Genomic DNA, 21,998 nt, shown 5'->3' with positions numbered 1-21,998 from the left:
TCGTTTTTCCGCGAAATACGGGGAAGCGGCCCCTTTCGTGTCTACGATGGACTGCACGCATGTGGTCCGTACCAAGCAGGGAGGCTTGACATGGCGGATAAAACCAAGGATGCGAAAAAAGACGACGCCAGAATGTCGTCGATCGCGAAAACGCTGAACAAAGTGGAAGATCGGCTGGAAAAAAGCGAGAATTGCGATTCCGTCGCCGAAGGATTGGCGAACGCCGCCAAAGCGAGCGAACTACTGAGCTCGGTATGGACGTTGCCGCCGACCCAGCTATTGCGATTCCATCACGACACGAAGGTATCGGACATAGATGGCGATTCCACTCCTGGTTTTGACGGCAACAAGGATGATGCCGAACGATTCATATCCATCAGCTCGTCGGAGATCGCCCGTTACCAGCGGCTTATGTACGCCAATGGCGTGAAAGGCTCGCATCGGCGACTGCTGATCGTGCTGCAAGGCATGGACGCGTCAGGCAAAGGCGGCATCGTACGACATGTGTTCAGCCAAGGCGACCCGATGGGCATGCACTATCACGGGTTCGGCGCGCCGAAAGGCGAAGAACTGGACCATGACTATCTGTGGCGCATCAAACGCGAGCTGCCGAACAACGGATGGATCTCCATCTTCGACAGGTCCCATTACGAGGACATCGTCATGCCGCGCATCTACAAAACGCAGCCGGAAGAAATGTGGCAGGCACGGTACGACGAAATCAACCGATTCGAATCGCAATTGACGGCCGACGGATGCGCCATCATCAAAATCTTCCTCGTGGTCAGCAAAGACGAGCAGAAACGCCACTTCCTGAGCCGTCTCGATGATCCGACCAAATACTGGAAGTTCGATCCGAGCGACCTTGAGGCGCGCGCCCGCTGGGACGACTACATGGCCGCATGGCAGGATGTGTTCCTGCGCACCAGCACCGAGCAGGCGCCGTGGTATCTGGTGCCTGCCGACAACCGCTGGTATTCGAGGGCCGTCGTCTCCGAGCTGCTGCGCAACACGCTCAAGAACATGAACATGATCTGGCCGCCGCTCGAAGTCGACGCCGACGAAATGCGCCGTCAGTTGGACACGCTGTAGTCGAAGAAGACAACCTCGCCGCTGGATTGCGTGGCGTCCAGGTCGACGGTTCCGGTGATGGCCCAATCGTGGTCGCCATCGGAATCGTCGATGATCTGCCGCACCTTCCAGGCGTGCTCGCTGTTCTCTTTGCTTTCGTCGAGGATGAACAGTTCGCCGCTGCGTGCCTTCGCGTCGATGTTGACGTATTCGTGCTCGTCGTAGTAATCGTCGAGCGTGTCCTCCCACTCGTGCACGCCGTAGCCCCAGTCCTTATCGAGCGCGCCGAGCTCGTCCGGCTTGTCGAGGTCCATGAGCTGCACACGGCGGAACATGGCATTGCGCACCAATACGGTGAGTCCACGGCGATCCTCCACCACGGCCTGTTTTGCGCCGGGCGCGGCAAGATTGGCGGCCGCTTCGGACGCGTCGGTATCGGTTCCGGCATGCTCCCATTCGTCCACCAGCGAGGAGTCGATGGAACGGACCACCACGCGCAGCCAGGAGATGATGTCGTCAAGCTGCTCGTCGCGCTTTTCCTGCGGAACGGTACGCGCCAACGCACGGTAGGCGTCGGACAGGTACCGCAGCAGCGTGCCTTCGGAACGGGCGATGTTGTAGCGGGCGATGTAGCCGGTGAAATCGGAAGCGGTCTCCACCATGTCGCGCACCACGGATTTCGGGCTCAGCCAATAGTCGTTCGCCCACGGAACATCATGGCGGTATTCATCGAACGCGGCCTGCAGCATATCCTCCAACGGCTTCGGATAGGTGATCTCCTGAAGCCTGTCCATACGCTCGTCATAGTCGAGGCCATCCTCTTTCATGCGGATCATCGCCTCGTCGCGCGCCTGACGTTCCTGCGCGCGCAGCACCTGCTTCGGGTCCTCCAACGTGGCCTCAACCATGGATATCACATCCAACGCATACGTGTCCGACTCCGGGTCGAGCAGTTCCAACGCGGCCAGCAGGAACGGGCTTAGCGGCTGGTCGAGGGCGAAATCGTCCGGCATGTCCACGGTCATGAAATAATCCTTGCCGCCATCGTCACGGTCTTCGGTCTCGATGACGTTCGTGTCGAACAAGGTCTGGAAGATCTCGTCCGCGCGGGCGTGCAGGCGCTCCTTCTGCTCCGGAGTCTGCGCCGAATCGTCGATAAGCCGGTCGATGCGGTAGCGGGCGTCGCCGCCCTGCTCCACCTCGTTCAACACCATGGAATGGGTGATCTTCATATGCGGCACCAGTGTTTCCGGAGCCGCGTCGATAAGCTTGTCGAACGTGTTCTCGTTCCACGTTACGAAACCTTCAGGAGCCTTCTTGCGCTTGATCTTCTTCAGTTTCTTCGGATCGTTGCCTGCCTTGGCCAGAGCCTTGGCGTTCTCGATTTCGAATTCGGGGGCTTCGGCTATGACCAGACCCTCCGTGTCGAAGCCCATGCGTCCGGCGCGTCCTGCGATCTGATGGAACTCGCGGGCGCGCAGCTTGCGCATCTTCGTGCCGTCGAACTTGGTCAACGCGGTCAATACCACGGAATGAATCGGCACATTGATACCGACACCAAGCGTGTCGGTGCCGCAGATCACTGGCAGCAGTCCCTGCTGGGCGAGCTGCTCCACCAGACGACGATAGCGGGGGAGCATGCCGGCATGGTGGATGCCGATGCCGGTACGCAACAGACGCTGCAGGATCTTGCCGAACGCGGTGGTGAACTTCGTGCCCTTGATGGCTTCCGCGATCGCGGCGCGCTGCTCCTTGCTGGACACGCCCGTGCTGGCCAGCGCGTTGGCGGTCTCCAACGCGGCATCCTGAGAGAAATGCACCACGTAAATCGGCGTCTCGCCCTTGCCGAACGCCAATTCCACCGTCTTCTCCAACGGGTCGAGTGTGTATTCGTACGTCAACGGTACGGGACGTGGCGCATCGGCGATGATATCCACGTCGGTGTCCGTCATGTCCTCAAGCTTGTCGGCGATTGCGTCGACATTGCCCAGCGTCGCGCTCATCAATAGGAACTGCGTATCCGGCAGCGTAAGCAGCGGCACCTGCCAAGCCCAGCCGCGCTCGGGATCGCCGTAATAGTGGAACTCGTCCATCGCCACGCAGCCGACATCGGCGTGGCGGCCCTCGCGCAACGCCTGATTGGCGAGGATCTCCGCGGTGCAGCAGATGATCGGCGCATCCGCGTTGATATGCGTGTCGCCGGTGATCATGCCGACGTTCTCGCGGCCGAAAACTTCAACCAAGTCGAAGAACTTCTCAGACACCAGAGCCTTGATCGGAGCCGTGTAATAGGAACGGCGGCCCGTGCACAACGCGGCGAAATGCATGCCGAGTGCCACCAGCGACTTGCCCGAACCGGTCGGAGTGTTCAAAATGACATGGTCGCCGGCCAGCAGATCCATGATGGCCTCCTCCTGATGTGGCCACGGTTCCACGCCTTTGACGTCCTCCACCCAGGTGAAGAAACGCTCATAGATCTCATCCGTGTCGATGTTGCGCTCGCCCTCGTCCCAATTCGGCGCCAACGCGCCCAGCGAGCCATAATTCGTATCGTCTGCCATGCTTGCCAGTCTACCGGTTGGGGCGAACGCATGCATCGAACGTGTGTTCGAATTGTTGGGTGTGTTGCGGTACAGTGGAAAGCATGACTGACGATTTGTTTGCCGCGATGGACGCGCCGGATGATGTGACGCGCCCGCTTGCCGTACGCATGCGCCCAGCGAGCATCGACGATGTGGTGGGGCAATCACGGGTATTGGGGGAGGGGTCGCCATTGCGCAGACTCGCCAACCCCGCTTCGAAAGGCTCGCTCACCGCACCGAGCTCCATCATCCTGTTCGGACCTCCCGGAGTCGGCAAAACCACCCTCGCCTATATCGTCGCCAAACAGTCCGGCCGTGTCTTCGAGGAACTGTCCGCGGTCACCTCCGGCGTCAAGGACGTGCGTGACGTGCTCAAACGCGCGCACGAACGTCTCGTCTCCGAAGGCAAGGAAACGGTGTTGTTCATCGACGAGGTGCACCGCTTCTCCAAATCGCAGCAGGATGCGTTGCTGCCCAGTGTGGAAAACCGCGACGTCACCTTCATCGCGGCCACCACGGAAAACCCAAGCTTCTCCGTCATCAAGCCGCTGCTCAGCCGATCCGTGGTCGTCAAACTCGAATCGCTGGAACCGGACGATCTGAAAACGCTGATCAATCGCGCCATCGCAAGCGAACACGGCCTTGACAACGAAATCAGAATCACCGACGAGGCTGTGGATGAGATCATCCGCATGGCCGGCGGCGACGCACGTAAGACACTGACCATCCTCGAAGCCGCGGCCGGCGCGCTCACTGGTGACAAAGAGCGCAAAAAAGGCGCGAAACGGCCCATCATCACGCCTGATGTGGTGTCGAAGGTCATGGACGTGGCCACCGTGCGTTACGACAAGGACGGAGACGACCACTACGACGTCATCTCGGCGTTCATCAAATCCATGCGAGGCTCCGATCCGGACGCCACCATGCATTATCTGGCCCGCATGCTGCGCGCGGGGGAAGACCCGCGCTTCATCGCACGACGCATCATGATCGCCGCATCCGAGGAAGTCGGCATGGCCGCCCCGCAGGTCCTGCAAGTCACCGTAGCCGCGGCGCAGGCAGTGGCCATGATCGGCATGCCCGAAGCGCGCATCATTCTTGCCGAAGCGGCGCTCGCCGTCGCCACCGCGCCCAAATCCAACGCCAGCTACAACGCCATCAACGCGGCGCTCGCCGACGTGGACGCGGGGCTTATCGGCCAAGTGCCGCTGCATCTGCGCAATGCGCCGACCGCGCTGATGAAAAGCTGGGGCAACCACGAAGGCTACCGGTACGCGCACGATTGGCCGGGCGCGGTGGCGCCGCAGCAGTACATGCCTGACGAATTGCAGGGGCGCGAGTATTACCATCCGAACGACCGCGGTTACGAGCATGAGGTCAAGCCGAGATTGGAGCGGATTCGGAAGATTCTGCACGAAGAGGACGATAACGGTGACGGCCGTTCCGGCCAGCGCAATGCCTGATGTTCGTTTCCTGCAGGCATTGGGTCAGGGGTTCCGCTAAAATTCTTCGCTGGGGTTGACGCCTGCTTGCTTTGCAAGGCCCATGCGTCAATCGCGGCGTCGCACATGGCCGCAGGAAAAAGTGCGCGGAAAGTGATTATGAAAGAACGGAATACAACGCTCGAAACCACCGACCATAACAATCGGAACAATAGCGAAAACATCAAGGAAACGCCGGACGAACGCATTCCCGGCAAACTCATCGGCGCCATCGTGGCGGTCGGCTCGCTCGCCTTCATCGGCATCCTCACCGAAACCGTGATGACGGTGCTGTTCCCACAGCTCATGCGGGAATTCAACGTGAACACTGCTACTGTGCAGTGGATCACCACCATCTACCTGCTGACGGTCGCAGCCACCATGCCGCTGTCGTCGTATCTTAACCGCAAATTCAAGCATCGCGTCCTGTTCCTCGCCGCGGTGGCGCTTGCGATGCTTGGCTCGCTGACCATGATCTTCGGCCATGCGTTCCCGGTGATTCTAGTAGCCCGCATCATCCAGGGCATCGGCTCCGGCGTGGCCACACCGCTGATGATGAACATCATTCTCGAACAGTCCCCACGCAGCAAGGTCGGACGACTGATGGGCGTCGGTTCGCTCGTCATCACCGTGGCGCCCGCCATCGGCCCGACCGTGGGTGGCGCGGTGTCGAGCATTCTGCCATGGCGTGCGATTTTCGTCATCGTCATTCCCGTGATTCTGCTGATTTCGCTGCCTGTCGGCCTCAAATGCATCGAACAGCACCGTCCGACGGAAGAGGCGCATCTGAATCCGCTGCAGTTCGCGGCGATTGTGCTGGCGTTGTGCGGTCTAGTGATGTTCCTGAACCAGGCGGGCGTGGCTGTTGCCGCCGCCGTTTCGGGTGGTGTGGCTACAGCGCCGGCGATTTTCGCAGTGATCAGCCTGATCGTCGGCTTGGGATCGCTTTTCTTCTTCGGATGGTCGTCCCGTCGTTCCTTCTCGCCGCTGATTCGCTTGGGATGGCTGCGTGATCCGATGGTGCTGCTGCATCTGATCGCCTACATGCTGCTGCCAATCGTCGGCATCGGCTTCGGCTATGTGATCACCAATCTTGCCCAGCTTTCCCTGGGAACGAACGCGTTCCTGGCAGGCGCGCTGGTGCTGCCGGGCGCGTTGATCGGCGCTTTCTTCGCACCGATCGGCGGCACGCTGTACGACCGTTTCGGCCCTGTCCGCCCGATTCTGGGCGCGTTCTTCCTGGCGATCTGCGGCCCGATCCTGCTGCTGGTCTTCTCCATGCGGCTGACGCCGGCCACGCTTGCCGGTTTCTACTTCATCTTCGGACTTGGCTATGCGCTTGGCTTCTCCAACATCATGACCAATGCGTTGCGCAGCATTGCGCCGCAATTCATGCCGGATGGCAACGCCGTGTTCAACACCTGCCTGCAGTTCGGTGGCGCAGCCGGAACCGCGCTGTTCTCCACGGTGCTGTCCGTGGCCCAGGCCGGCGCTGGCAAGGAAGGAACCGAGGCATTCAGCCATGCCACGGCGGTTGGCGGCAGTTGGACGTTCACCGTCATGATCGTGATTGTCGCCGTTGCAATCTGCTGCCTGATTACCGCCTTCCGCATCGGCGCGAAACGCGAATAACCGTGTTTTCGCCGTCGACTTCTCCACTGTGGGCGCAATTTTGTTCCCCGTCGCTTCGAAGCGGTAGGCTGTGAAACTATAGAGAACACTGGAAAAGGAGACAAGGTGAGCAACCTTAGTGCACCCCTGCCCGTCATGGCTGGCGAAGACATGCCGGCAGGACCCACCGATCCGATTTTCAACCGCCTGCTCAAGGACCGCATCATCTGGATGGGTGAGGAAGTCAAGGACGAGATGGCCAACCGCATTTGCGCGCAGATGCTGATGCTGGCCGCCGAGGATCCGAAAAAGGATATCTGGCTGTACATCAATTCCCCGGGCGGCTCCATCACCGCGGGCATGGCCATTTACGATACCATGCAGCTCATCGAGCCGGACGTGGCCACCGTGGGCTTGGGCATGTGCGCATCCATGGGCCAGTTCCTGCTGAGCTCCGGTACCAAGGGCAAGCGCTTCCTGACCTCGCATGCGCGTGTGCTGATGCATCAGCCGTCCGGCGGCATCGGCGGCACCGCCACTGACGTGCGCATCAACGCCGAGCTGATCATGGACATGAAAAAGACCATGAGCGAGTTGACCGCCGAGCAGACTGGGCACACCGTCGAGGAAATCTACCGCGACAACGAGTACGACCACTGGTTCACCGCCCAAGAAGCGTTGGAGTACGGCTTTGTGGACAAGCTCGTTTCCACCCACGACACGATGAGCGCCACCAAGGGAGAGTGACCATGGCAAGCGAAGAAGCACAGTTTGTAGCCCGCGCCGAACGTCTGGCCGGACCGACCGGTGTGGTCGGCTTCCAGGGGGCTGCGGCGCGTGAGGCCGCGTTCGCACCGCAGAACCGTTACGTTCTGCCGCAGTTCGAGGAAAAGACCCCGTACGGATACAAGAGGCAGGATCCGTACACCCGCCTGTTCGAGGATCGCATCATCTTCATGGGCGTGCAGGTGGACGACACCTCCGCCGATGACATCATGGCCCAGCTGCTGGTTTTGGAAAGTCAGGATCCGAACCGTGACGTGATGATGTACATCAATTCGCCGGGCGGTTCCATGACGGCCATGACCGCCATCTACGACACCATGCAGTACATCAAGCCGGACGTGCAGACCGTATGCCTCGGCCAGGCCGCCTCGGCCGCGGCCATCCTGCTGGCCGCCGGCGCCAAAGGCAAACGTCTGATGCTGCCGAACGCCCGCGTGCTCATCCACCAGCCGGCCATCGACCAGGGCTTCGGCAAGGCCACGGAGATTGAAATCCAGGCCAAGGAGATGCTGCGTATGCGTGAATGGCTGGAGAACACGCTGGCCAAGCATACCGGTCGTGACATCGAGAAGATCCGCAAGGACATCGAAGTGGACACGTTCCTGACGGCCCAGGAGGCCAAGGAATACGGCATCGTTGACGAGGTGCTGGAACATCGCAGCTGAGCCTGCGGTGGAATGATATCTTCACAAATGCAATACCCCTGCCGGGTCGCGGCAGGGGTATTGTGTTTTCTAAACGGCAGATATGTGAAACGAAGAGGTTGCGAATGGGACGCGTGGTCAGCTACAACGATGCGGTGCCGAGATGCACGTTCTGCGGCAAGTCCGAGAGCCAGGTGCGCAAACTGGTCACCGGTTCGGGCGCGGCCATCTGCGACGAATGCATCGAATTGTGCGTGGACATCATTTCCGAGGAACGGGACAAGGACGCCCAGCTCAATATCCTGCAACTGCCCAAGCCGGCACAGATCAGCGCCTACCTCGACAATCACGTCATAGGCCAGGAGTCCGCCAAAAAGACACTTTCAGTGGCGGTGTACAACCATTACAAGCGCGTCAACATGGAAATGCGCGAGTCGTCGCGAATCGGCAAGGAACGGATGCATGGACATGACGATTCGTTCGAGGGCGTGCAAGTGGCGAAATCGAACATCCTGCTACTCGGGCCGACCGGCGTGGGTAAAACATATCTCGCGCAGACGCTGGCCCATGTGATGAACGTGCCGTTCGTCATAGCGGACGCCACCACGCTCACCGAGGCAGGATATGTGGGCGATGACGTCGAAACCGTGCTGCAGCGCCTCATCCAGGCTGCTGACGGGGATGTGGCGCGTGCGCAGCAGGGCATCGTATATATCGACGAAATCGACAAGATCGCCCGTAAAAGCGGCGAAAACACCTCCATCACGCGTGACGTGTCCGGCGAGGGCGTGCAGCAGGCGCTGCTCAAGATCCTTGAAGGCACCGTCGCCTCCGTGCCGGTGGAAGGGACCCGCAAGCATCGTGAAATGGAAACCGTGCAGATCGACACCCGCGACATACTGTTCATCTGCGGTGGCGCGTTCGTGGGACTCGCCGACATCGTGGCGCAACGGTTGGGCGCCAGGGAAAGCGGTTTCGGTGCGGTCTGGCATGACCATGAGGTTCCCAAGCGTGAGCTGCTTGCGCAGGTCTCCGCCGATGATCTGGCTGATTTCGGATTATTGCCGGAGTTCATCGGACGTCTGCCGGTAGTCAGCGTGCTTGAGGAACTTACCGAAGACGATTTGGCCCGAATCCTCGTCGAACCGGAAAACGCGCTGGTCAAGCAGTACCAGAAGCTATTCGCCGTCGATGGGGTGACATTGACCTTTACCGAAGGGGCGATACGGCAGATTGCGGCGACGTCGATTCGGCGGGGTACGGGCGCACGTGGATTGCGTTCGATTATTGAGAAGACGCTGGAGGACACCATGTTCCGTCTTCCCAGCATGGAAGGCGTCGAAGAGGTGGTCGTAGACGAAGCCGCAGTCACCGGATCGGGCACTCCGAAACTACTCAAGGTGTCGACGCAGAAAATTCCTCGTCTACGTGAGGCGTAAGGCCGAAAACTCCTGCGACACGCCGAGATTTTGCCTGGAGTTCATTTGGGTGTATCTTATTCGAGTTGCCGAAAACAAGACAACGTTGCGCGAGTAGCCCAGCGGATTAGAGCAGCTGACTACGGATCAGCAGGTCGCAGGTTCGAATCCTGTCTCGCGCACCAGCCACCAGTCATCAGGTGGCGCAAAGAAATAAGATGACGTTGCGCGAGTAGCCCAGCGGATTAGAGCAGCTGACTACGGATCAGCAGGTCGCAGGTTCGAATCCTGTCTCGCGCACATGAACCTCCTTCGCGAATGCGGAGGAGGCTTTCTTTATTTTCCATGGATTTTTGTGAAGCCTGCAATTGATTGCGCGCACAGCGGAGCGCAATATGCGGCATGGACGAACGCCAAGACCCTCCGATACACTTAATACTACGTTTTACGGATACTGCGGTCGAACGGGGACCGCAAGACAAGGAGCATGATGGCCACATCGAAGAGGGGAACCTGGGCAACAATCCGACGCATAGCCGCGTCCGACCGCATATCCGGTCTGATTATGCTCGGTTTCGCTCTTGCCGGCCTATTGCTCGCCAATCTGCCGTTCACCGCGCATGCGTTCGAACAGCTTGAGAACTTCCATATAGCCATTCCACACACCAATATCGACATGGGATTGGGCCATTGGGTGCAGGATGGCCTGCTGACGGTGTTCTTCCTGACCGTAGGGCTGGAATTGAAGCAGGAACTCACCACGGGATCACTGTCCAATCCCAAAGCCGCGGCCGTGCCGATGCTGTGCGCGGTTGGCGGTATGCTTGCGCCGCCGGTACTGTTCATCGGCGTGATCTCATTGTTCGCGGCGGCAGGATCAGGGCAACTCGTCATCGCTTCAGGAACGTCGTTCTCCTTCGCACAGATGTCCAATGGCTGGGCGGTGCCCACAGCCACGGATATCGCGTTCTCATTGGCCGTATTGGCCCTGTTCGCCAAAGCGTTGCCGGGATCCATCCGCGCTTTTCTGATGACATTGGCCACAGTGGACGACCTGCTGGCCATCATCCTGATCGCGGTGTTCTTCTCATCGGTGAACGCATGGTACTGGTTCCTTGGCATAGCCGTATGCGCGGTCGTCTGGTACTTCCTTGTCCGCATGCGCAAGGTACCGTGGCTGGCCGTGGCCATCGTGGGCGTGCTGGCATGGGTCATGATGTTCGAAGCCGGCGTGCACCCCACTTTGGCCGGCGTGCTCGTGGGACTGCTCACGCCGGCGCATGAGCGTTTCGGTGAGAAGACGCCGCGTGCGGAACGTTACGCCGACAAGCTGCAGCCGTTCTCCGCACTGCTGGCGTTGCCGATCTTCGCACTGTTCGCCACTGGTGTGCACTTCGAGTCGTTGACCTTGGCGCTGTTCGTCTCGCCGGTGGTCGTTGCCGTGATGGTGGCGCTCGTGGTCGGCAAACCTCTGGGCATCATGACCACCGCATGGCTGTCCACGCACGTGGGCGGTCTGAAGATGGCCAAGGGACTGCGCGTGCGCGACATGTTCCCCGCTGCCTGCGCCTGCGGCATTGGTTTCACGGTGTCGTTTCTCATCGCGTCGCTGGCGTATCAGGATGCCGAACTATCGGCTGAAGCCCGTTTCGGCGTCCTGGTGGGGTCCATGGTCGCAGCCGTGATCTCAGGTATTCTGCTGAGCCGTCAATCCAAACGATTCGAACTGGAGGACGGTACGAAGCATAAGCATCATACCGGCGACGAAGACGCCATGAACGAAGTTGAGACGGTGCTGGAAGACGGTACCGTGGTGGTCAGCCAGATAATCGGCACCCACCAGGAACAGTAAAAGGAATCTCCATATGTTGAAAGGGCCACGCATCCCCATGCATGGCCCTTTCAACATATGCGTGCCATTGCGGCACGGCTGATTAATCTGATTGGTCTATTTCTTGACGGCAACCAGCAGACCAGTGCCGGTCGGCGTCAACGCAGTGACGAACCGTTCATCCGACTCCACCGTTTCCAGCAATTCGCGCATCGCGATGGATTTGGCATCACGATTGGCGGGATTCAGCACGCCGCCGGCCGATGTGGCCGAATCAAAGGCAAGCACATCGGTGAAGACAATCGCGGCATGCGGTTTCAGCAGGCGTGGAGCCTGAGCGAAAGCCGCAGCATAATTCTCCGAATCGCCGGCCACGACGATCAAATCGTAATTCTCGGCGTTCAGGCGGGGCAGAAACACACCTGCGGACGCGTTCACGGCACGCAATGTGGTTTCGGTGTCATCGGACAGACGATTGAACAGTTTGCGAATCAGCGCGATGCCCTGCGTGGACGAATCGACGGCCGTAAGCTGGCCTGCATTGTCAAGACCGTTGATCAGCTGCATCGTCTCCACCACGGAACCGGTGCCGATGGCGATCACCGACGAGGCGTCCAACATCCGCACCAGCATGCGCAGCAATTCGGCCTGCGCCGCGGATCCTTGGGGAATGCCGGCTTCCTCGGCCGCGGTTCTGATCGCATTGAGTTCGGCAGACTGGCGTGAGAACGCATGATCCTCGACGTATTCCCACGATTTCGCGAGATTGGTATATGACGTCCTATCCATTTCAGCGCTCCTTGATTTGGGCGATCAGCTGCCAGATCTCCTCACCGACATCGATGCCACGCGGGCATTCACGCGTGCAGGCGCGCACCGACTGGCACGCGGCGATGCCATCGGCGGAATCGATGGCATCCATACGTGCATCCGTCTGACCGTCGCGTGAATCATTGATGAAACGGGAGGCGGCGATAAGAGCCGCAGGGCCGATGAACGCCTCGCCGCCTGCATATACCGGACAGCTTCCCTCACAGGTGCCGCAGGCTATGCAGTTGCTCAGCAGCTCATACTTGGAGAGCTGCTGGGGATTCTGCAGATATTCGAATGCGTTGATCTTGCCGTCCGCGGTGGTGGCGAGTTCGCCACTGGCCTGCAGATACGGCTTGAGCTTCCTGATTTGGCCAAGCATCTGGTCGATATCGGCGATCAAATCACGCTGCACGGGGAAACCGGGCAGCGGTGCGAGCTCGATGACACCCAAATCGTCGGCATCCTGCGTTTGCGCGGGTTGAACGTCTTCTCCCGTATGACGGAAGCCGTCCTCATCCACCTGTGCGTCGGATGGCTGCTTTGCCCAAGCCTTCACCGTGGCGGTGCACAGAAGCGTAGGCGTGCCGTTGATGGACACGGCATCGGAACCGCACATGCCATGACCGCACGAATAACGGAAGGCAAGCGTCGGATCGATGGTGCGCTTGACTTTGAGCAGGCAGTCAAGCACGGTGTCCTCCGGACGCGCCGGCACCACGTAATCCTGCACCCACTGCTTGCCTCGCGGACGCCTGCGCGCGGATCCGGAATCGCCGAAGGGAGAGCTCTTCCTAGCGAACGGCGAGCCGCCTCGTTCACGGCCGCGTTCGGGACGCGGCGTGAACCTGTTCACCCGCAACGTCACCGTTTCCATGCCGTTCTCCATGCCGCTCATATACCTGCCTTTCGATAAAAAACCGTCAACCAGTCTGCCATACGCCGTGCCCAGGGTGTCAGTATTCACGGGCCTTTGGCGGCATGTCCACGATGTGCACCGGCTGCCAGGAGACCTGGCAGGAAACATCCGTCATGGAATGGGCCAGGAAATGCTCGTCGTCACGCTCCGGGAAATCAAGACGCTTCAACGATCCACGGGATTCGTGACGCGCATCGGAGGCGGCGAGCACGGCCTTGCCGAGCTCCAACAGATGGCGCACCTCCCAGATGGCGGTGATTTCCTGATTGAACGTGGGGGAGTCGGAATGCGCATGCAGCGCCTCGGCACGCGGCGTGAGCGTATCGTCCAGCGTAGCCAACGCCTGTTCGATGCTGTTCCGGTCGCAACGCACCGCGACCGCCTGCTCCATGACGGATCCCAAATCGGCCATCAGCTGGTACGGATTGTCCGACGACGCATCGTCGTCATCGGACGGCCGCGTCAACAGTTCCTTGACCTGCGCGGAACGCTTGTCGGCAGCCTGCGACACCGCGTCGATAGATGCTTCGTCGGCAGGCTCGGCCATCGGATCGTTCACTGGATTATCGACGACACGTTCAGCCATCGCCTTGCCCGAACGGGTGCCGAAGAGACAGGCGTCCAACAGCGAGTTGCCGCCCAGACGATTCGCGCCATGCACCGACACGCAGGAGCATTCGCCAGCGGCGAACAGACCGTCCACGACGGCGCGTTCGCCATCGACCCAACGGTAGACTTCGCCGTCGGTGGTGATGGGGATGCCGCCCATGGTGTAATGCGCGGTGGGTTTGACCGGCACATAGTCGCGGGTCGGATCGAGATCGGCATACTGTTCGATGGTCTCCACCACCTGCGGCAGCACCTCATGCATATGATCCGCATCGATGCCGGTCATATCCAGCCAGACACAATCCTTCGGCCCATCCGGATCCTTCGGATCGGCGATTCCTCGTCCGGCGTCGATTTCAGCCATGATGGAACGGCTCACCACATCACGCGCGGCAAGGTCGGCATGACCCGGCGCGTAATGTTCCATGAACGCCTCGCCATCGGAGTTGCGCAGCATGCCGCCTTCCGCACGTGCCGCCTCAGACAGCAGAATGCCGGTATGGGCGAGACCGGTCGGATGGAACTGCACGAACTCGCTATCCTCAAGCTGAAGGCCGGCGGACAATGTCAACGCCATGCCGTCACCGGTCAGATCCCACGAATTCGACGTGGTATGGAACAGACGGCCGGCACCGCCAGTGGCCATCAGCACATTGCGTGCGTGGATGGCATGCGTCTCGCCCTTGTGCGTGTCGAACGCCACCACGCCCTCGACCTTGCCGTGGTCTTCGGAAACCACCAGATCGGTCACATACCATTCCTCGGCGAACTCAACGCCCTCGGCCACGCACTGCTGCCACAGCGAGAACAGAATCTGATGCCCGATGCGGTCGGCCGCATAAGCGGCGCGGCGGACCGGTTCCTTGCCGAAATCCTTGGTATGGCCTCCGAAACGGCGCTGCGCGATATGGCCGTCATCGGTACGCGAGAACGCGACGCCGGCATGCTCCAGCGCGATCACAGTGGCAGGAGCCTGTTCGGCAAGCAGCTTCGCCGCATCCTGGTCGACAAGCCAGTCGCCGCCTTTGACTGTGTCATAGTAATGCCAATGCCAATCGTCTTTCTCCACGTTGCCAAGGCTGGCCGCAATGCCGCCTTCCGCGGAGCCGGTGTGCGAACGCAGCGGCTGCAGTTTGGATATCACCAGGACGTTCGGTTCGATGCCGTCCGCCCTCATCTGGCGCATCCGCTCGCTACGGAGCATTCCCAACGCTGCGGACAGGCCGGCCGCGCCTGCGCCGACGATCACTGCATCATACATATCTTCAACATGCTTCGGACTCATACCACCGATTCTCGCACAAGGTGTGACCTCGCACGTTCGACGCGGCTGAGGTGGAGGTGCCGGGCCTGCTATCGCTGCTCGGCGATGATCCATCCGGACCGCATGCTGATGCGGCCTTCAAGCTCCAAGGAGCCCAGTTCGCGCATGATTCGCGAGACGGGATATTCTCCCGGATGCGTCTTGTCCATTAGATCGAGCAGATTGTCGGCGGAGACGTGGCCGTTTGCTTCGGCGCAAGTTTTAATGGCGGCGAGTATGGCATCGTCGGATTCATCTGTCGATTCCTGCGGATGTTCGGTGTCATCCGGCAGGTCGACATGTTGCGGGCGATGCGCGCTATGGCATAGTTCGTCGATCTCCGCCAGTGAGCAGACGATGGTGGCTCTGCCGTCTTGGATAAGGCGATTGCAGCCGGTGTTATGCGGCATGGTGATGTCTCCCGGCACGGCGAACAGATTGCGGTTGAGTTCGTTCGCCCAGCCTGCGGTGTTGAGCGCGCCGGAACGCGCACGTGCCTGCGCCACGATCAGAGTGGATGACAATGCCGCGATCAGACGGTTGCGCAGCAGGAACCGTCTTGCCTCCGGCACGGTTCCGGGGCACAGTTCGGAAATCAAAGCGCCCGAATGGCTTTCGATCTGCTCGAACAGGTTCTGGTTGCTTTTCGGACCGATATGGTTCAGTCCGCCAGCGAATACGGCGACGGTGCGTCCTGCCAGCGCGGCGCTCATTTCGTCCATGGCTTTGACCGCGCCCCAATGTGCCGCGGCGTCGGTGCCCAGCGCGCCGCCGGATACCACCAGATGTCCGGCACGCGCCATCCGAAGGGCCAACTCGTGGGCGCTTTGCCTACCGTAGTCGCTTACGCCCCGTGAGCCGACGATACCCACCGGCTCGGGGCATGACACCAGCGCCTTCGGATCGCCTTTGCCCCATAGGCAGAGCGGGGAGGCCCAGTCGGTGCGCAGTGAAAGGTCGTTCAGTTGGCTGGGCCAACAGGGGTGATGCGGGGCGATGATCCACTGCGTGCCGTCTGCTGTGAACCAGTCTCGCAATGCGTCCGGATCCTTGCTGGGCAACGATGCCAGACGTTGCTGCCATGACACCAGCGAGCCATGGAACGAAGCCATCCCGCGGGCGTTGATGGTGCGTCCCCAACGAGTGACGCCGTTGATGAACGCCGCATCCAATGACGTGCAGGCCGCGGCCGTCACATTTTCGTGATTGCCAGGGCCGCTGTCAGCGATCAGCTGTAGCGCGCTTGCCGCGGAGCCGGTGCCTTTGACCAGCGCGTACATCATCGCGTCGGCGCTGTCCAGGCAGAAGGTGAGCACCGCGCGGGCCAGGGTCTCGTCGTCGATCGTCACCATCATGCCAGCCTCGTTCTCATGGATATTCCCTGCATCATTTCCTCAGGTCCTGGGGAAGTCTTTCCCGCCAGATCGGATAATGTCCACGCAAGCCGCATGGCACGGTCGGCGCCACGCAGGCTCAGCCGCTCGCTCGCCAAGGCGCGGTTGACCAATTCGATGGCCTTGGGGGAGGTGTTGGCTCTCAGCCAGGTGCTGGTAGCCTGCGCGTTGCAGCACCAGCCGAATTCGCGGAACCGTTCCTGCGCCATCTGCCGGGCAACGATGACACGCAGACGTATGGCATGGCTCGAATCGCCGGAGGGAGCGTTCCCCGGACTTATCCGCTCCACCGGAGGCACCTCGATCTGGATGTCGATACGGTCGAGGATCGGTCCGGAAAGCCGGCTGAAATACTTGACGCGGTCCTTTTCTCGGCAGGTGCAGCGCTCGCCGTTGCCGTACGCGTAGCCGCACGGGCAGGGATTCGCCGCCATAATCAGTTGGAAGCGAGCCGGATAGTATGTGGTGCCTTTCGCTCTGGAAATCGCGACATATCCGGATTCCAAAGGTTCGCGCAGCGTCTGCAGCGTACGCGCCGAGAATTCCGGAGCCTCGTCCATGAACAGGATGCCGCGATGCGCGCGGGTGATGGCTCCGGGCTGGGCCAATCCTGCGCCTCCACCCACCAGCGCGGCGGTCGACGCGGTATGGTGGGGCGCCTCGAACGGTGGAACGTCGCTGATTCCGTATCCGGGAAGCGTGCCGCATAACGAACGAATCGAGGCCACTTCAAGCTGTTCCGTCTCGTTCAAAGGACTCATGATGCCGGGAATGCGCGAAGCGAGCATGGTCTTGCCTGTGCCGGGCGGACCGGTCATCATCAGATGATGGCCTCCGGCGGCAGCCACCTCCAACGCCCATTTGGCCGCTTGCTGGCCCATCACTTCGCTCATGTCGCCGGGCGGAGGGCACATGCCCGTGGCGCCGACATCGGCGTTCACGGCATGCGTGGCTTCGGGAATCCGGTAGTCCGCATCGCCTCCCATCAGTTCGATGAGCTCTCCGACATGCCTCACGCCGATCGCCTTGACATCCGGAACGAGACGGGCCTCATCAAGGTTGGCGTAAGGCACGATGATTGTTGCGATTCCCTGCTCCCGCGCATGCAGCATGATGGGCAGCAGTCCGTTGATGGGCAATACGGTGCCGTCAAGATTCACCTCGCCAAGCACGATGGTGCCGGCCAGACAGTCATGGGCGATTGCGCCGGCCGCGCTGAGCACGCTGGCCGCGATGGCCAGATCATGCGAAGAGCCTTTCTTCGGCATGGACGCTGGGGAGAGATTGACCGTGACACGGGTTTCCGGCCATTTGAAACCACTTGCCTGGCATGCCGACTTGACCCGTTCGCGCGCCTCGGACAATGAGGTGTCGGGCAGGCCGATGATGGAGAAATAGGGAAGTCCAGGGGATACGAACGCTTGAATCTGGACGATGAAGGCTTTCAAACCGATCAGTCCTACGGAAAGGGCGCTGCCGATGGCCATCAGAACGCTCCCTCGATATGATGCAGCAAAGGTCTGTCTCCCTGCACCACGACGGTGACGACGTCAAAACGCACGCCACTGTTCGGCATGCGGTGCTCCGGCGCCGTCAGCCATTGCACGGCGGCATGGCGCAGATTGATTTGCTTGGAAGCGGTCACCGCCTCCTGAGGGGTGCCGTAGCGCATCGTACGTCTGGTTTTGACCTCGACGAAAACGATCTGGCCCATCGGATTGCGCGACACGACGTCGAGTTCGCCGTATCGGCAATGCCAGTTGCGGTCGAGCGTCCGCCACCCTTGGCTTTCCAACCATGCGGCGGCGTACTGTTCTCCCAGCTCGCCAATCTGTCGGGAACGCAGCGTGCCGTCATGCAGACGCCGCGCTAGGGAATCGAGAATCTGCTCCGGCGGCTGCGTTGGGGCCGGAACATCATGTGATGATGAATGGTTCATGTCCCTAGTCCAACAGACAGAAGCCACGCATGACAAGGCCGATAGGCTAATGTGGATAACTTACGTATCTCGGGCGTGTCGTGGATAGTCGGTGGATGAGTCGACGCTATCCACACCTATCCACAACACGATCCAAGGCCTCTGTGCGAAAAGAGTGACCGATGAACCGTCAACGACGGGTCAAAGCGGTCAATTCGTCGAGATTGAGTTCGAAGCTCACGCCTCGTTCCTCATGATTCGGCTGATACTGGGTGCTTTCCATCGCATGGCGGACGAACTCGCCGGCGATGTTCGCGGCCTCGGCCAGAGGACGGCCAGCCATCACCGCGCCGCACAGCGCCGACGCGAACGCGTCGCCGGTGCCGTGGGTCATGAACGGCAGCTTGGCATGCGCCAGCTCCTGTTTTCCGGCGACGCCCGTCGAAGCTGACGCCACATAGTTGCGAATCATGCCATCCCCTCGATCGATGCCCTTAAGCACCACGTTCTTCGCGCCGGCGGCAAGCAACGCCCCAAGAATCTCATCCACCTGCGCGTCGTCGATATCCTGGCCTGGATAGTCACGGCCCGTCAAAATGGATGCCTCGGTAAGATTCGGCATCAGCGCATCCGCGCCATCCACCAGCGTGCCCATCGCCCGACACAGCTCAGGAGTGTACGTGGCGTAGATTTCTCCGCCGTCGCCCATCACCGGATCCACCAACCGCAAGGCATGCGGATACTCCGCGTATAGGCGTTTGATGATTGCGACCTGGTCCGCGGAACCAAGAAAACCGGAATAGACGCCATCCAAATCGACGTTCTCCTGACGCCATGCGTCCAGATAGCCGTCCAGAATCTCGGTCGTATCGTGGAACGTGAATACCTCGTAGCGCGTGTGCGCGGAAAACAGCGCCGTCGGCACCGGACAAACGTCGCAGCCGGCCGCCGACAGAATCGGAATGGCCGCCGTCAGCGAACACTTGCCATAACCGCACATGTCATGCACCGCGGCGACGCGCGGAATATACCGCGGATCACGGTCGTACAGAATCTCATCGCTCATATCGGAACCTCTCTTGCGATTTGCCTGCCCATGACTTTAGCCGTTCCCCTGACCTGACGCGCATCCGTTCCTCACGGTGGGTCACCGGCATGCGGGACTTCGGCGTGTCGAATGGTTCCGAATGGTTTTTTCAACGGTTGGGGGAGTGGGGAAAGCCAATGATTCCAACGGTTTATAAGGGGATATAGGCAAGTGCGATAACGTTCGGCTTGCGTTGCGCTCGCCGGCCGGTTTATTGTCGCTACCAACACCTGGCCAAGCGCCCTACACGGCAGGGCGGGTGGCCAACCAAGACGAGAACAACGAACCCTTATCCAAGGAGAGCGCATCATGGCAAACAAGAACTATCGTTTCGAAACCCTGCAGCTGCACGTCGGCCAGGAGCAGGCCGACCCGGCCACCGACTCCCGCGCGGTGCCGATCTACCAGACCACCAGCTACGTCTTCCACAACTTCGACCACGCCGAGGCCCGCTTCGGACTGGCGGACCCGGGCAACATCTACGGACGTCTGACCAACTCCACCCAGGGCGTGTTCGAAGACCGCATCGCGGCCCTCGAAGGCGGCACCGCGGGCCTGGCCGTCGCGTCCGGCGCGGCCGCCGTGGAATACGCGGTGCGCAACATCACCCAGTCCGGCGACCACATCGTCGCAGCCAAGAACGTGTACGGCGGCACCTTCAACCTGCTGCGCCACACCCTGCCGCGCGACGGCATCACCACCACCTTCGTCTCCGCCGAGAACCCGCAGGAGTTCGAGGACGCCATCCAGGAGAACACCAAGCTCGTCTACTTCGAGACCTTCGGCAACCCGAACGCCGACCTGCCCGACTTCGAGGCCATCACCGCCATCGCCCACAAGCACCACCTGCCGGTGATCGTGGACAACACCTTCGCCTCCCCGTACCTGTTCCGCCCGCTGGAGCACGGCGCCGACGTCGTTGTGGAATCCGCCACCAAGTTCATCGGCGGCCACGGCACCACCCTCGGCGGCGTGATCGTGGAAGGCGGCAAGTTCAACTGGGCCGAAGTGCCGGGCAAGTTCCCGACCCTGACCGAGCCGGATCCGTCCTACCATGGCCTGAACTTCTATGAGGCCCTCGGCGGCGCCGCCTTCGTGACCCGCGTGCGCGCCATCCTGCTGCGCGACACCGGCGCCACCCTGTCCCCGTTCGCGGCCTTCCTGCTGCTGCAGGGCACCGAAACCCTGTCCCTGCGCGTCGAACGCCACGTCCAGAACGCGCTGAAGGTCATCGACTACCTGAAGACCGTGCCGGAGGTCGAGTCCATCTCCCACCCGTCCATCGAAGGCCGCAAGGACAACGACCTGTACAAGAAGTACTTCCCGAACGGCGGCGGTTCCATCTTCACCTTCGACATCAAGGGCGGCAAGGACGCGGCACGCGTGTTCATCGACAACCTGCACCTGTTCAGCCTGCTGGCCAATGTGGCCGACGCCAAGAGCCTCGTGATCCACCCGGCCTCCACCACGCACTCCCAGGAGACGTTGGAGGAGCTCGAGGACCAGGGCATCCACCAGGGCACCATCCGCCTGTCCATCGGACTGGAGAACATCGACGACATCATCGAGGACCTCGAAAGCGGCTTCAAGGCCTTGCGCGAATCCGGTCTGGCCAAGTGACTTTGGTCTGAAACAACTGTCGGGCGGTCCGCTGCACCATGAGAAGGGGGTGTTGCGGGCCGCCCGCTTTGCACTGCGCTTGTAACGCGGATGGGATAAAATTTTCGCTTGTTGCGATATGGTATGTCGCAATTTGATACATCGAAAGAAATTCCTTGCGATTTCTTTACAAATCGTAGGAAAAGCAAGATGATTTTGCTATTTTGGTAAAAAAGAGAGAAGAAGACTGTATTATGGCGCAGGACGTCAAGAACGATATCAAGAAAGCTATTCAGGTCAACACCATCCCGTTGATCGCCATCATGACCGCGGTCACCACCGTGCTGACCATGTTCGTGAAGATTCCGACCCCGACCCGTGGATACCTCAACCTGTCCGACACGATGATTTTCTTCAGCTCCTATGCGTTCGGCCCGTGGGTCGGCGGCATCGTCGGCGGTCTTGGACCGGCGTTGTCCGACCTCATCTCGGGATACCCGCAGTGGGCAATCTTCACCTTCATCATCGACGGTCTGCAGGCGGTGCTCGTGGGTCTGCTGGTCCGTGAATTCAAACCGGCCAACGTCGTCATCGGCTCTCTGGTGGCCGGCGTGTGGAAGGTGTTCGGCTACTTCATCGCCGGCGGCATCCTGTCCGGCTTCGGTCCGGCCCTAGGCGAAATCATCGGCAACTCATTCCAGATGGTTGTCGGCCTGATCGTTGGCTTCGCACTGTTCTCCGCAGTGCGCAAGGCTTATCCGCCGCTGGTGCGACTCGGCAACCTCAGCGTCAAGGCCGGCGAGTGATACATTATTGTCTTGCATAAATAAAGCCCGTGGGTTCACCGATGAACGGCGATTCCACGGGCTTTATTTATACATATTCGTTCATATAGTATCCGTAGTGGCTGTGTTCGCGGCCGGTGCAATGGGCTG

17 protein-coding genes and 2 tRNA genes are annotated in these 21,998 nt (G+C 60.5%); 11 read left to right on the top strand and 8 right to left on the bottom strand.

Annotated elements, in window-relative coordinates; genetic code table 11:
• The first annotated feature begins 90 nt into the window (after positions 1 to 90).
• Positions 91 to 1,092 (top strand): PPK2 family polyphosphate kinase, encoded by a 1,002-nt coding sequence (locus OGI63_RS07070; protein WP_050731448.1) that lies wholly within the window; start codon positions 91 to 93, stop codon positions 1,090 to 1,092.
• On the opposite strand, the gene OGI63_RS07065 is transcribed toward OGI63_RS07070, so the two are convergent.
• Positions 1,074 to 3,632 (bottom strand): DEAD/DEAH box helicase, encoded by a 2,559-nt coding sequence (locus OGI63_RS07065; protein WP_011743022.1) that lies wholly within the window; start codon positions 3,630 to 3,632, stop codon positions 1,074 to 1,076. The genes OGI63_RS07070 and OGI63_RS07065 overlap by 19 nt on opposite strands.
• A gap of 83 nt (positions 3,633 to 3,715) precedes the next feature.
• On the opposite strand from OGI63_RS07065, the gene OGI63_RS07060 reads away from it, so the two are divergent.
• From OGI63_RS07060 to nhaA, 8 genes are all read left to right on the top strand, one after another.
• Positions 3,716 to 5,116 carry a replication-associated recombination protein A gene (locus tag OGI63_RS07060; protein ID WP_003808733.1) on the top strand — a complete coding sequence of 467 codons (1,401 nt, stop codon included), beginning with the start codon at positions 3,716 to 3,718 and terminating at the stop codon, positions 5,114 to 5,116.
• Between the two features lie 138 nt (positions 5,117 to 5,254).
• A complete protein-coding gene (locus OGI63_RS07055) occupies positions 5,255 to 6,766 on the top strand; it encodes an MDR family MFS transporter (protein ID WP_011743023.1) in 1,512 nt (503 codons plus the stop codon).
• Between the two features lie 105 nt (positions 6,767 to 6,871).
• Positions 6,872 to 7,492 carry an ATP-dependent Clp protease proteolytic subunit gene (locus OGI63_RS07050; protein ID WP_011743024.1) on the top strand — a complete coding sequence of 207 codons (621 nt, stop codon included), beginning with the start codon at positions 6,872 to 6,874 and terminating at the stop codon, positions 7,490 to 7,492.
• A 2-nt stretch (positions 7,493 to 7,494) separates the two neighbouring features.
• A complete protein-coding gene (locus OGI63_RS07045) occupies positions 7,495 to 8,196 on the top strand; it encodes an ATP-dependent Clp protease proteolytic subunit (protein WP_011743025.1) in 702 nt (233 codons plus the stop codon).
• A 104-nt stretch (positions 8,197 to 8,300) separates the two neighbouring features.
• On the top strand, positions 8,301 to 9,614 hold the full coding sequence (gene clpX, locus OGI63_RS07040; RefSeq protein WP_041777275.1) for an ATP-dependent Clp protease ATP-binding subunit ClpX: 1,314 nt from the start codon (positions 8,301 to 8,303) through the stop codon (positions 9,612 to 9,614).
• An 87-nt stretch (positions 9,615 to 9,701) separates the two neighbouring features.
• Positions 9,702 to 9,778 (top strand) — tRNA-Arg (locus OGI63_RS07035).
• A gap of 41 nt (positions 9,779 to 9,819) precedes the next feature.
• Positions 9,820 to 9,893 (top strand) — tRNA-Arg (locus OGI63_RS07030).
• Positions 9,894 to 10,083: 190 nt separating this feature from the next.
• The gene (gene nhaA, locus OGI63_RS07025) at positions 10,084 to 11,445 is read left to right on the top strand and encodes a Na+/H+ antiporter NhaA (RefSeq protein ID WP_041777276.1); all 1,362 of its coding nucleotides are present in this window, start codon (positions 10,084 to 10,086) and stop codon (positions 11,443 to 11,445) included.
• Positions 11,446 to 11,541: 96 nt separating this feature from the next.
• Here nhaA and OGI63_RS07020 read toward each other — a convergent pair whose 3' ends face one another.
• The 7 genes from OGI63_RS07020 to OGI63_RS06990 form a co-directional block, all read right to left on the bottom strand.
• The gene (locus OGI63_RS07020; protein WP_011743028.1) at positions 11,542 to 12,213 is read right to left on the bottom strand and encodes an O-methyltransferase; all 672 of its coding nucleotides are present in this window, start codon (positions 12,211 to 12,213) and stop codon (positions 11,542 to 11,544) included.
• A 1-nt stretch (position 12,214) separates the two neighbouring features.
• Complete coding sequence (locus tag OGI63_RS07015) at positions 12,215 to 13,132, bottom strand: succinate dehydrogenase/fumarate reductase iron-sulfur subunit (RefSeq protein WP_011743029.1); 918 nt, start codon at positions 13,130 to 13,132, stop codon at positions 12,215 to 12,217.
• A gap of 58 nt (positions 13,133 to 13,190) precedes the next feature.
• Positions 13,191 to 15,047, bottom strand: a complete 1,857-nt coding sequence (locus tag OGI63_RS07010) for an FAD-binding protein (RefSeq protein ID WP_011743030.1) — start codon at positions 15,045 to 15,047, stop codon at positions 13,191 to 13,193.
• 68 nt (positions 15,048 to 15,115) lie between these two features.
• Positions 15,116 to 16,420, bottom strand: a complete 1,305-nt coding sequence (locus tag OGI63_RS07005) for a DNA-processing protein DprA (RefSeq protein ID WP_011743031.1) — start codon at positions 16,418 to 16,420, stop codon at positions 15,116 to 15,118.
• Positions 16,417 to 17,946: a YifB family Mg chelatase-like AAA ATPase gene (locus OGI63_RS07000; protein WP_011743032.1), complete on the bottom strand. Its 1,530-nt coding sequence runs from the start codon at positions 17,944 to 17,946 to the stop codon at positions 16,417 to 16,419. Before OGI63_RS07000 ends, OGI63_RS07005 begins: the two co-directional genes overlap by 4 nt.
• Complete coding sequence (locus OGI63_RS06995; RefSeq protein WP_003808759.1) at positions 17,946 to 18,398, bottom strand: YraN family protein; 453 nt, start codon at positions 18,396 to 18,398, stop codon at positions 17,946 to 17,948. The genes OGI63_RS07000 and OGI63_RS06995 overlap by 1 nt, the downstream gene beginning before the upstream one ends.
• Before the next feature lie 169 nt (positions 18,399 to 18,567).
• On the bottom strand, positions 18,568 to 19,443 hold the full coding sequence (locus tag OGI63_RS06990) for a PfkB family carbohydrate kinase (protein ID WP_003808760.1): 876 nt from the start codon (positions 19,441 to 19,443) through the stop codon (positions 18,568 to 18,570).
• Between the two features lie 330 nt (positions 19,444 to 19,773).
• Here OGI63_RS06990 and OGI63_RS06985 point away from each other — a divergent pair, with 330 nt between their 5' ends.
• Together OGI63_RS06985 and OGI63_RS06980 are read left to right on the top strand one after the other, a co-directional pair.
• Complete coding sequence (locus OGI63_RS06985) at positions 19,774 to 21,084, top strand: O-acetylhomoserine aminocarboxypropyltransferase/cysteine synthase family protein (protein ID WP_003808765.1); 1,311 nt, start codon at positions 19,774 to 19,776, stop codon at positions 21,082 to 21,084.
• A 233-nt stretch (positions 21,085 to 21,317) separates the two neighbouring features.
• Positions 21,318 to 21,869: an ECF transporter S component gene (locus OGI63_RS06980; protein ID WP_041777277.1), complete on the top strand. Its 552-nt coding sequence runs from the start codon at positions 21,318 to 21,320 to the stop codon at positions 21,867 to 21,869.
• The last annotated feature ends 129 nt before the right edge of the window (positions 21,870 to 21,998 follow it).

This window comes from Bifidobacterium sp. KRGSERBCFTRI, assembly GCF_025908335.1.
The sequence above is the reverse complement of the archived record's forward strand: the minus strand, read 5'-3'. Positions and strand labels throughout refer to the sequence as shown.

What these genes read in the sequence shown, in the direction of transcription:
- OGI63_RS07070 (WP_050731448.1), top strand. Translation starts at nt 91, where the DNA reads ATGGCGGATAAAACCAAGGATGCGAAAAAAGACGACGCCAGAATGTCG.
- OGI63_RS07065 (WP_011743022.1), bottom strand. Translation starts at nt 3,632, where the DNA reads ATGGCAGACGATACGAATTATGGCTCGCTGGGCGCGTTGGCGCCGAAT.
- OGI63_RS07060 (WP_003808733.1), top strand. Translation starts at nt 3,716, where the DNA reads ATGACTGACGATTTGTTTGCCGCGATGGACGCGCCGGATGATGTGACG.
- OGI63_RS07055 (WP_011743023.1), top strand. Translation starts at nt 5,255, where the DNA reads ATGAAAGAACGGAATACAACGCTCGAAACCACCGACCATAACAATCGG.
- OGI63_RS07045 (WP_011743025.1), top strand. Translation starts at nt 7,495, where the DNA reads ATGGCAAGCGAAGAAGCACAGTTTGTAGCCCGCGCCGAACGTCTGGCC.
- clpX (WP_041777275.1), top strand. Translation starts at nt 8,301, where the DNA reads ATGGGACGCGTGGTCAGCTACAACGATGCGGTGCCGAGATGCACGTTC.
- nhaA (WP_041777276.1), top strand. Translation starts at nt 10,084, where the DNA reads ATGGCCACATCGAAGAGGGGAACCTGGGCAACAATCCGACGCATAGCC.
- OGI63_RS07020 (WP_011743028.1), bottom strand. Translation starts at nt 12,213, where the DNA reads ATGGATAGGACGTCATATACCAATCTCGCGAAATCGTGGGAATACGTC.
- OGI63_RS07015 (WP_011743029.1), bottom strand. Translation starts at nt 13,132, where the DNA reads ATGAGCGGCATGGAGAACGGCATGGAAACGGTGACGTTGCGGGTGAAC.
- OGI63_RS07010 (WP_011743030.1), bottom strand. Translation starts at nt 15,047, where the DNA reads ATGAGTCCGAAGCATGTTGAAGATATGTATGATGCAGTGATCGTCGGC.
- OGI63_RS07005 (WP_011743031.1), bottom strand. Translation starts at nt 16,420, where the DNA reads ATGATGGTGACGATCGACGACGAGACCCTGGCCCGCGCGGTGCTCACC.
- OGI63_RS07000 (WP_011743032.1), bottom strand. Translation starts at nt 17,946, where the DNA reads ATGGCCATCGGCAGCGCCCTTTCCGTAGGACTGATCGGTTTGAAAGCC.
- OGI63_RS06995 (WP_003808759.1), bottom strand. Translation starts at nt 18,398, where the DNA reads ATGAACCATTCATCATCACATGATGTTCCGGCCCCAACGCAGCCGCCG.
- OGI63_RS06990 (WP_003808760.1), bottom strand. Translation starts at nt 19,443, where the DNA reads ATGAGCGATGAGATTCTGTACGACCGTGATCCGCGGTATATTCCGCGC.
- OGI63_RS06985 (WP_003808765.1), top strand. Translation starts at nt 19,774, where the DNA reads ATGGCAAACAAGAACTATCGTTTCGAAACCCTGCAGCTGCACGTCGGC.
- OGI63_RS06980 (WP_041777277.1), top strand. Translation starts at nt 21,318, where the DNA reads ATGGCGCAGGACGTCAAGAACGATATCAAGAAAGCTATTCAGGTCAAC.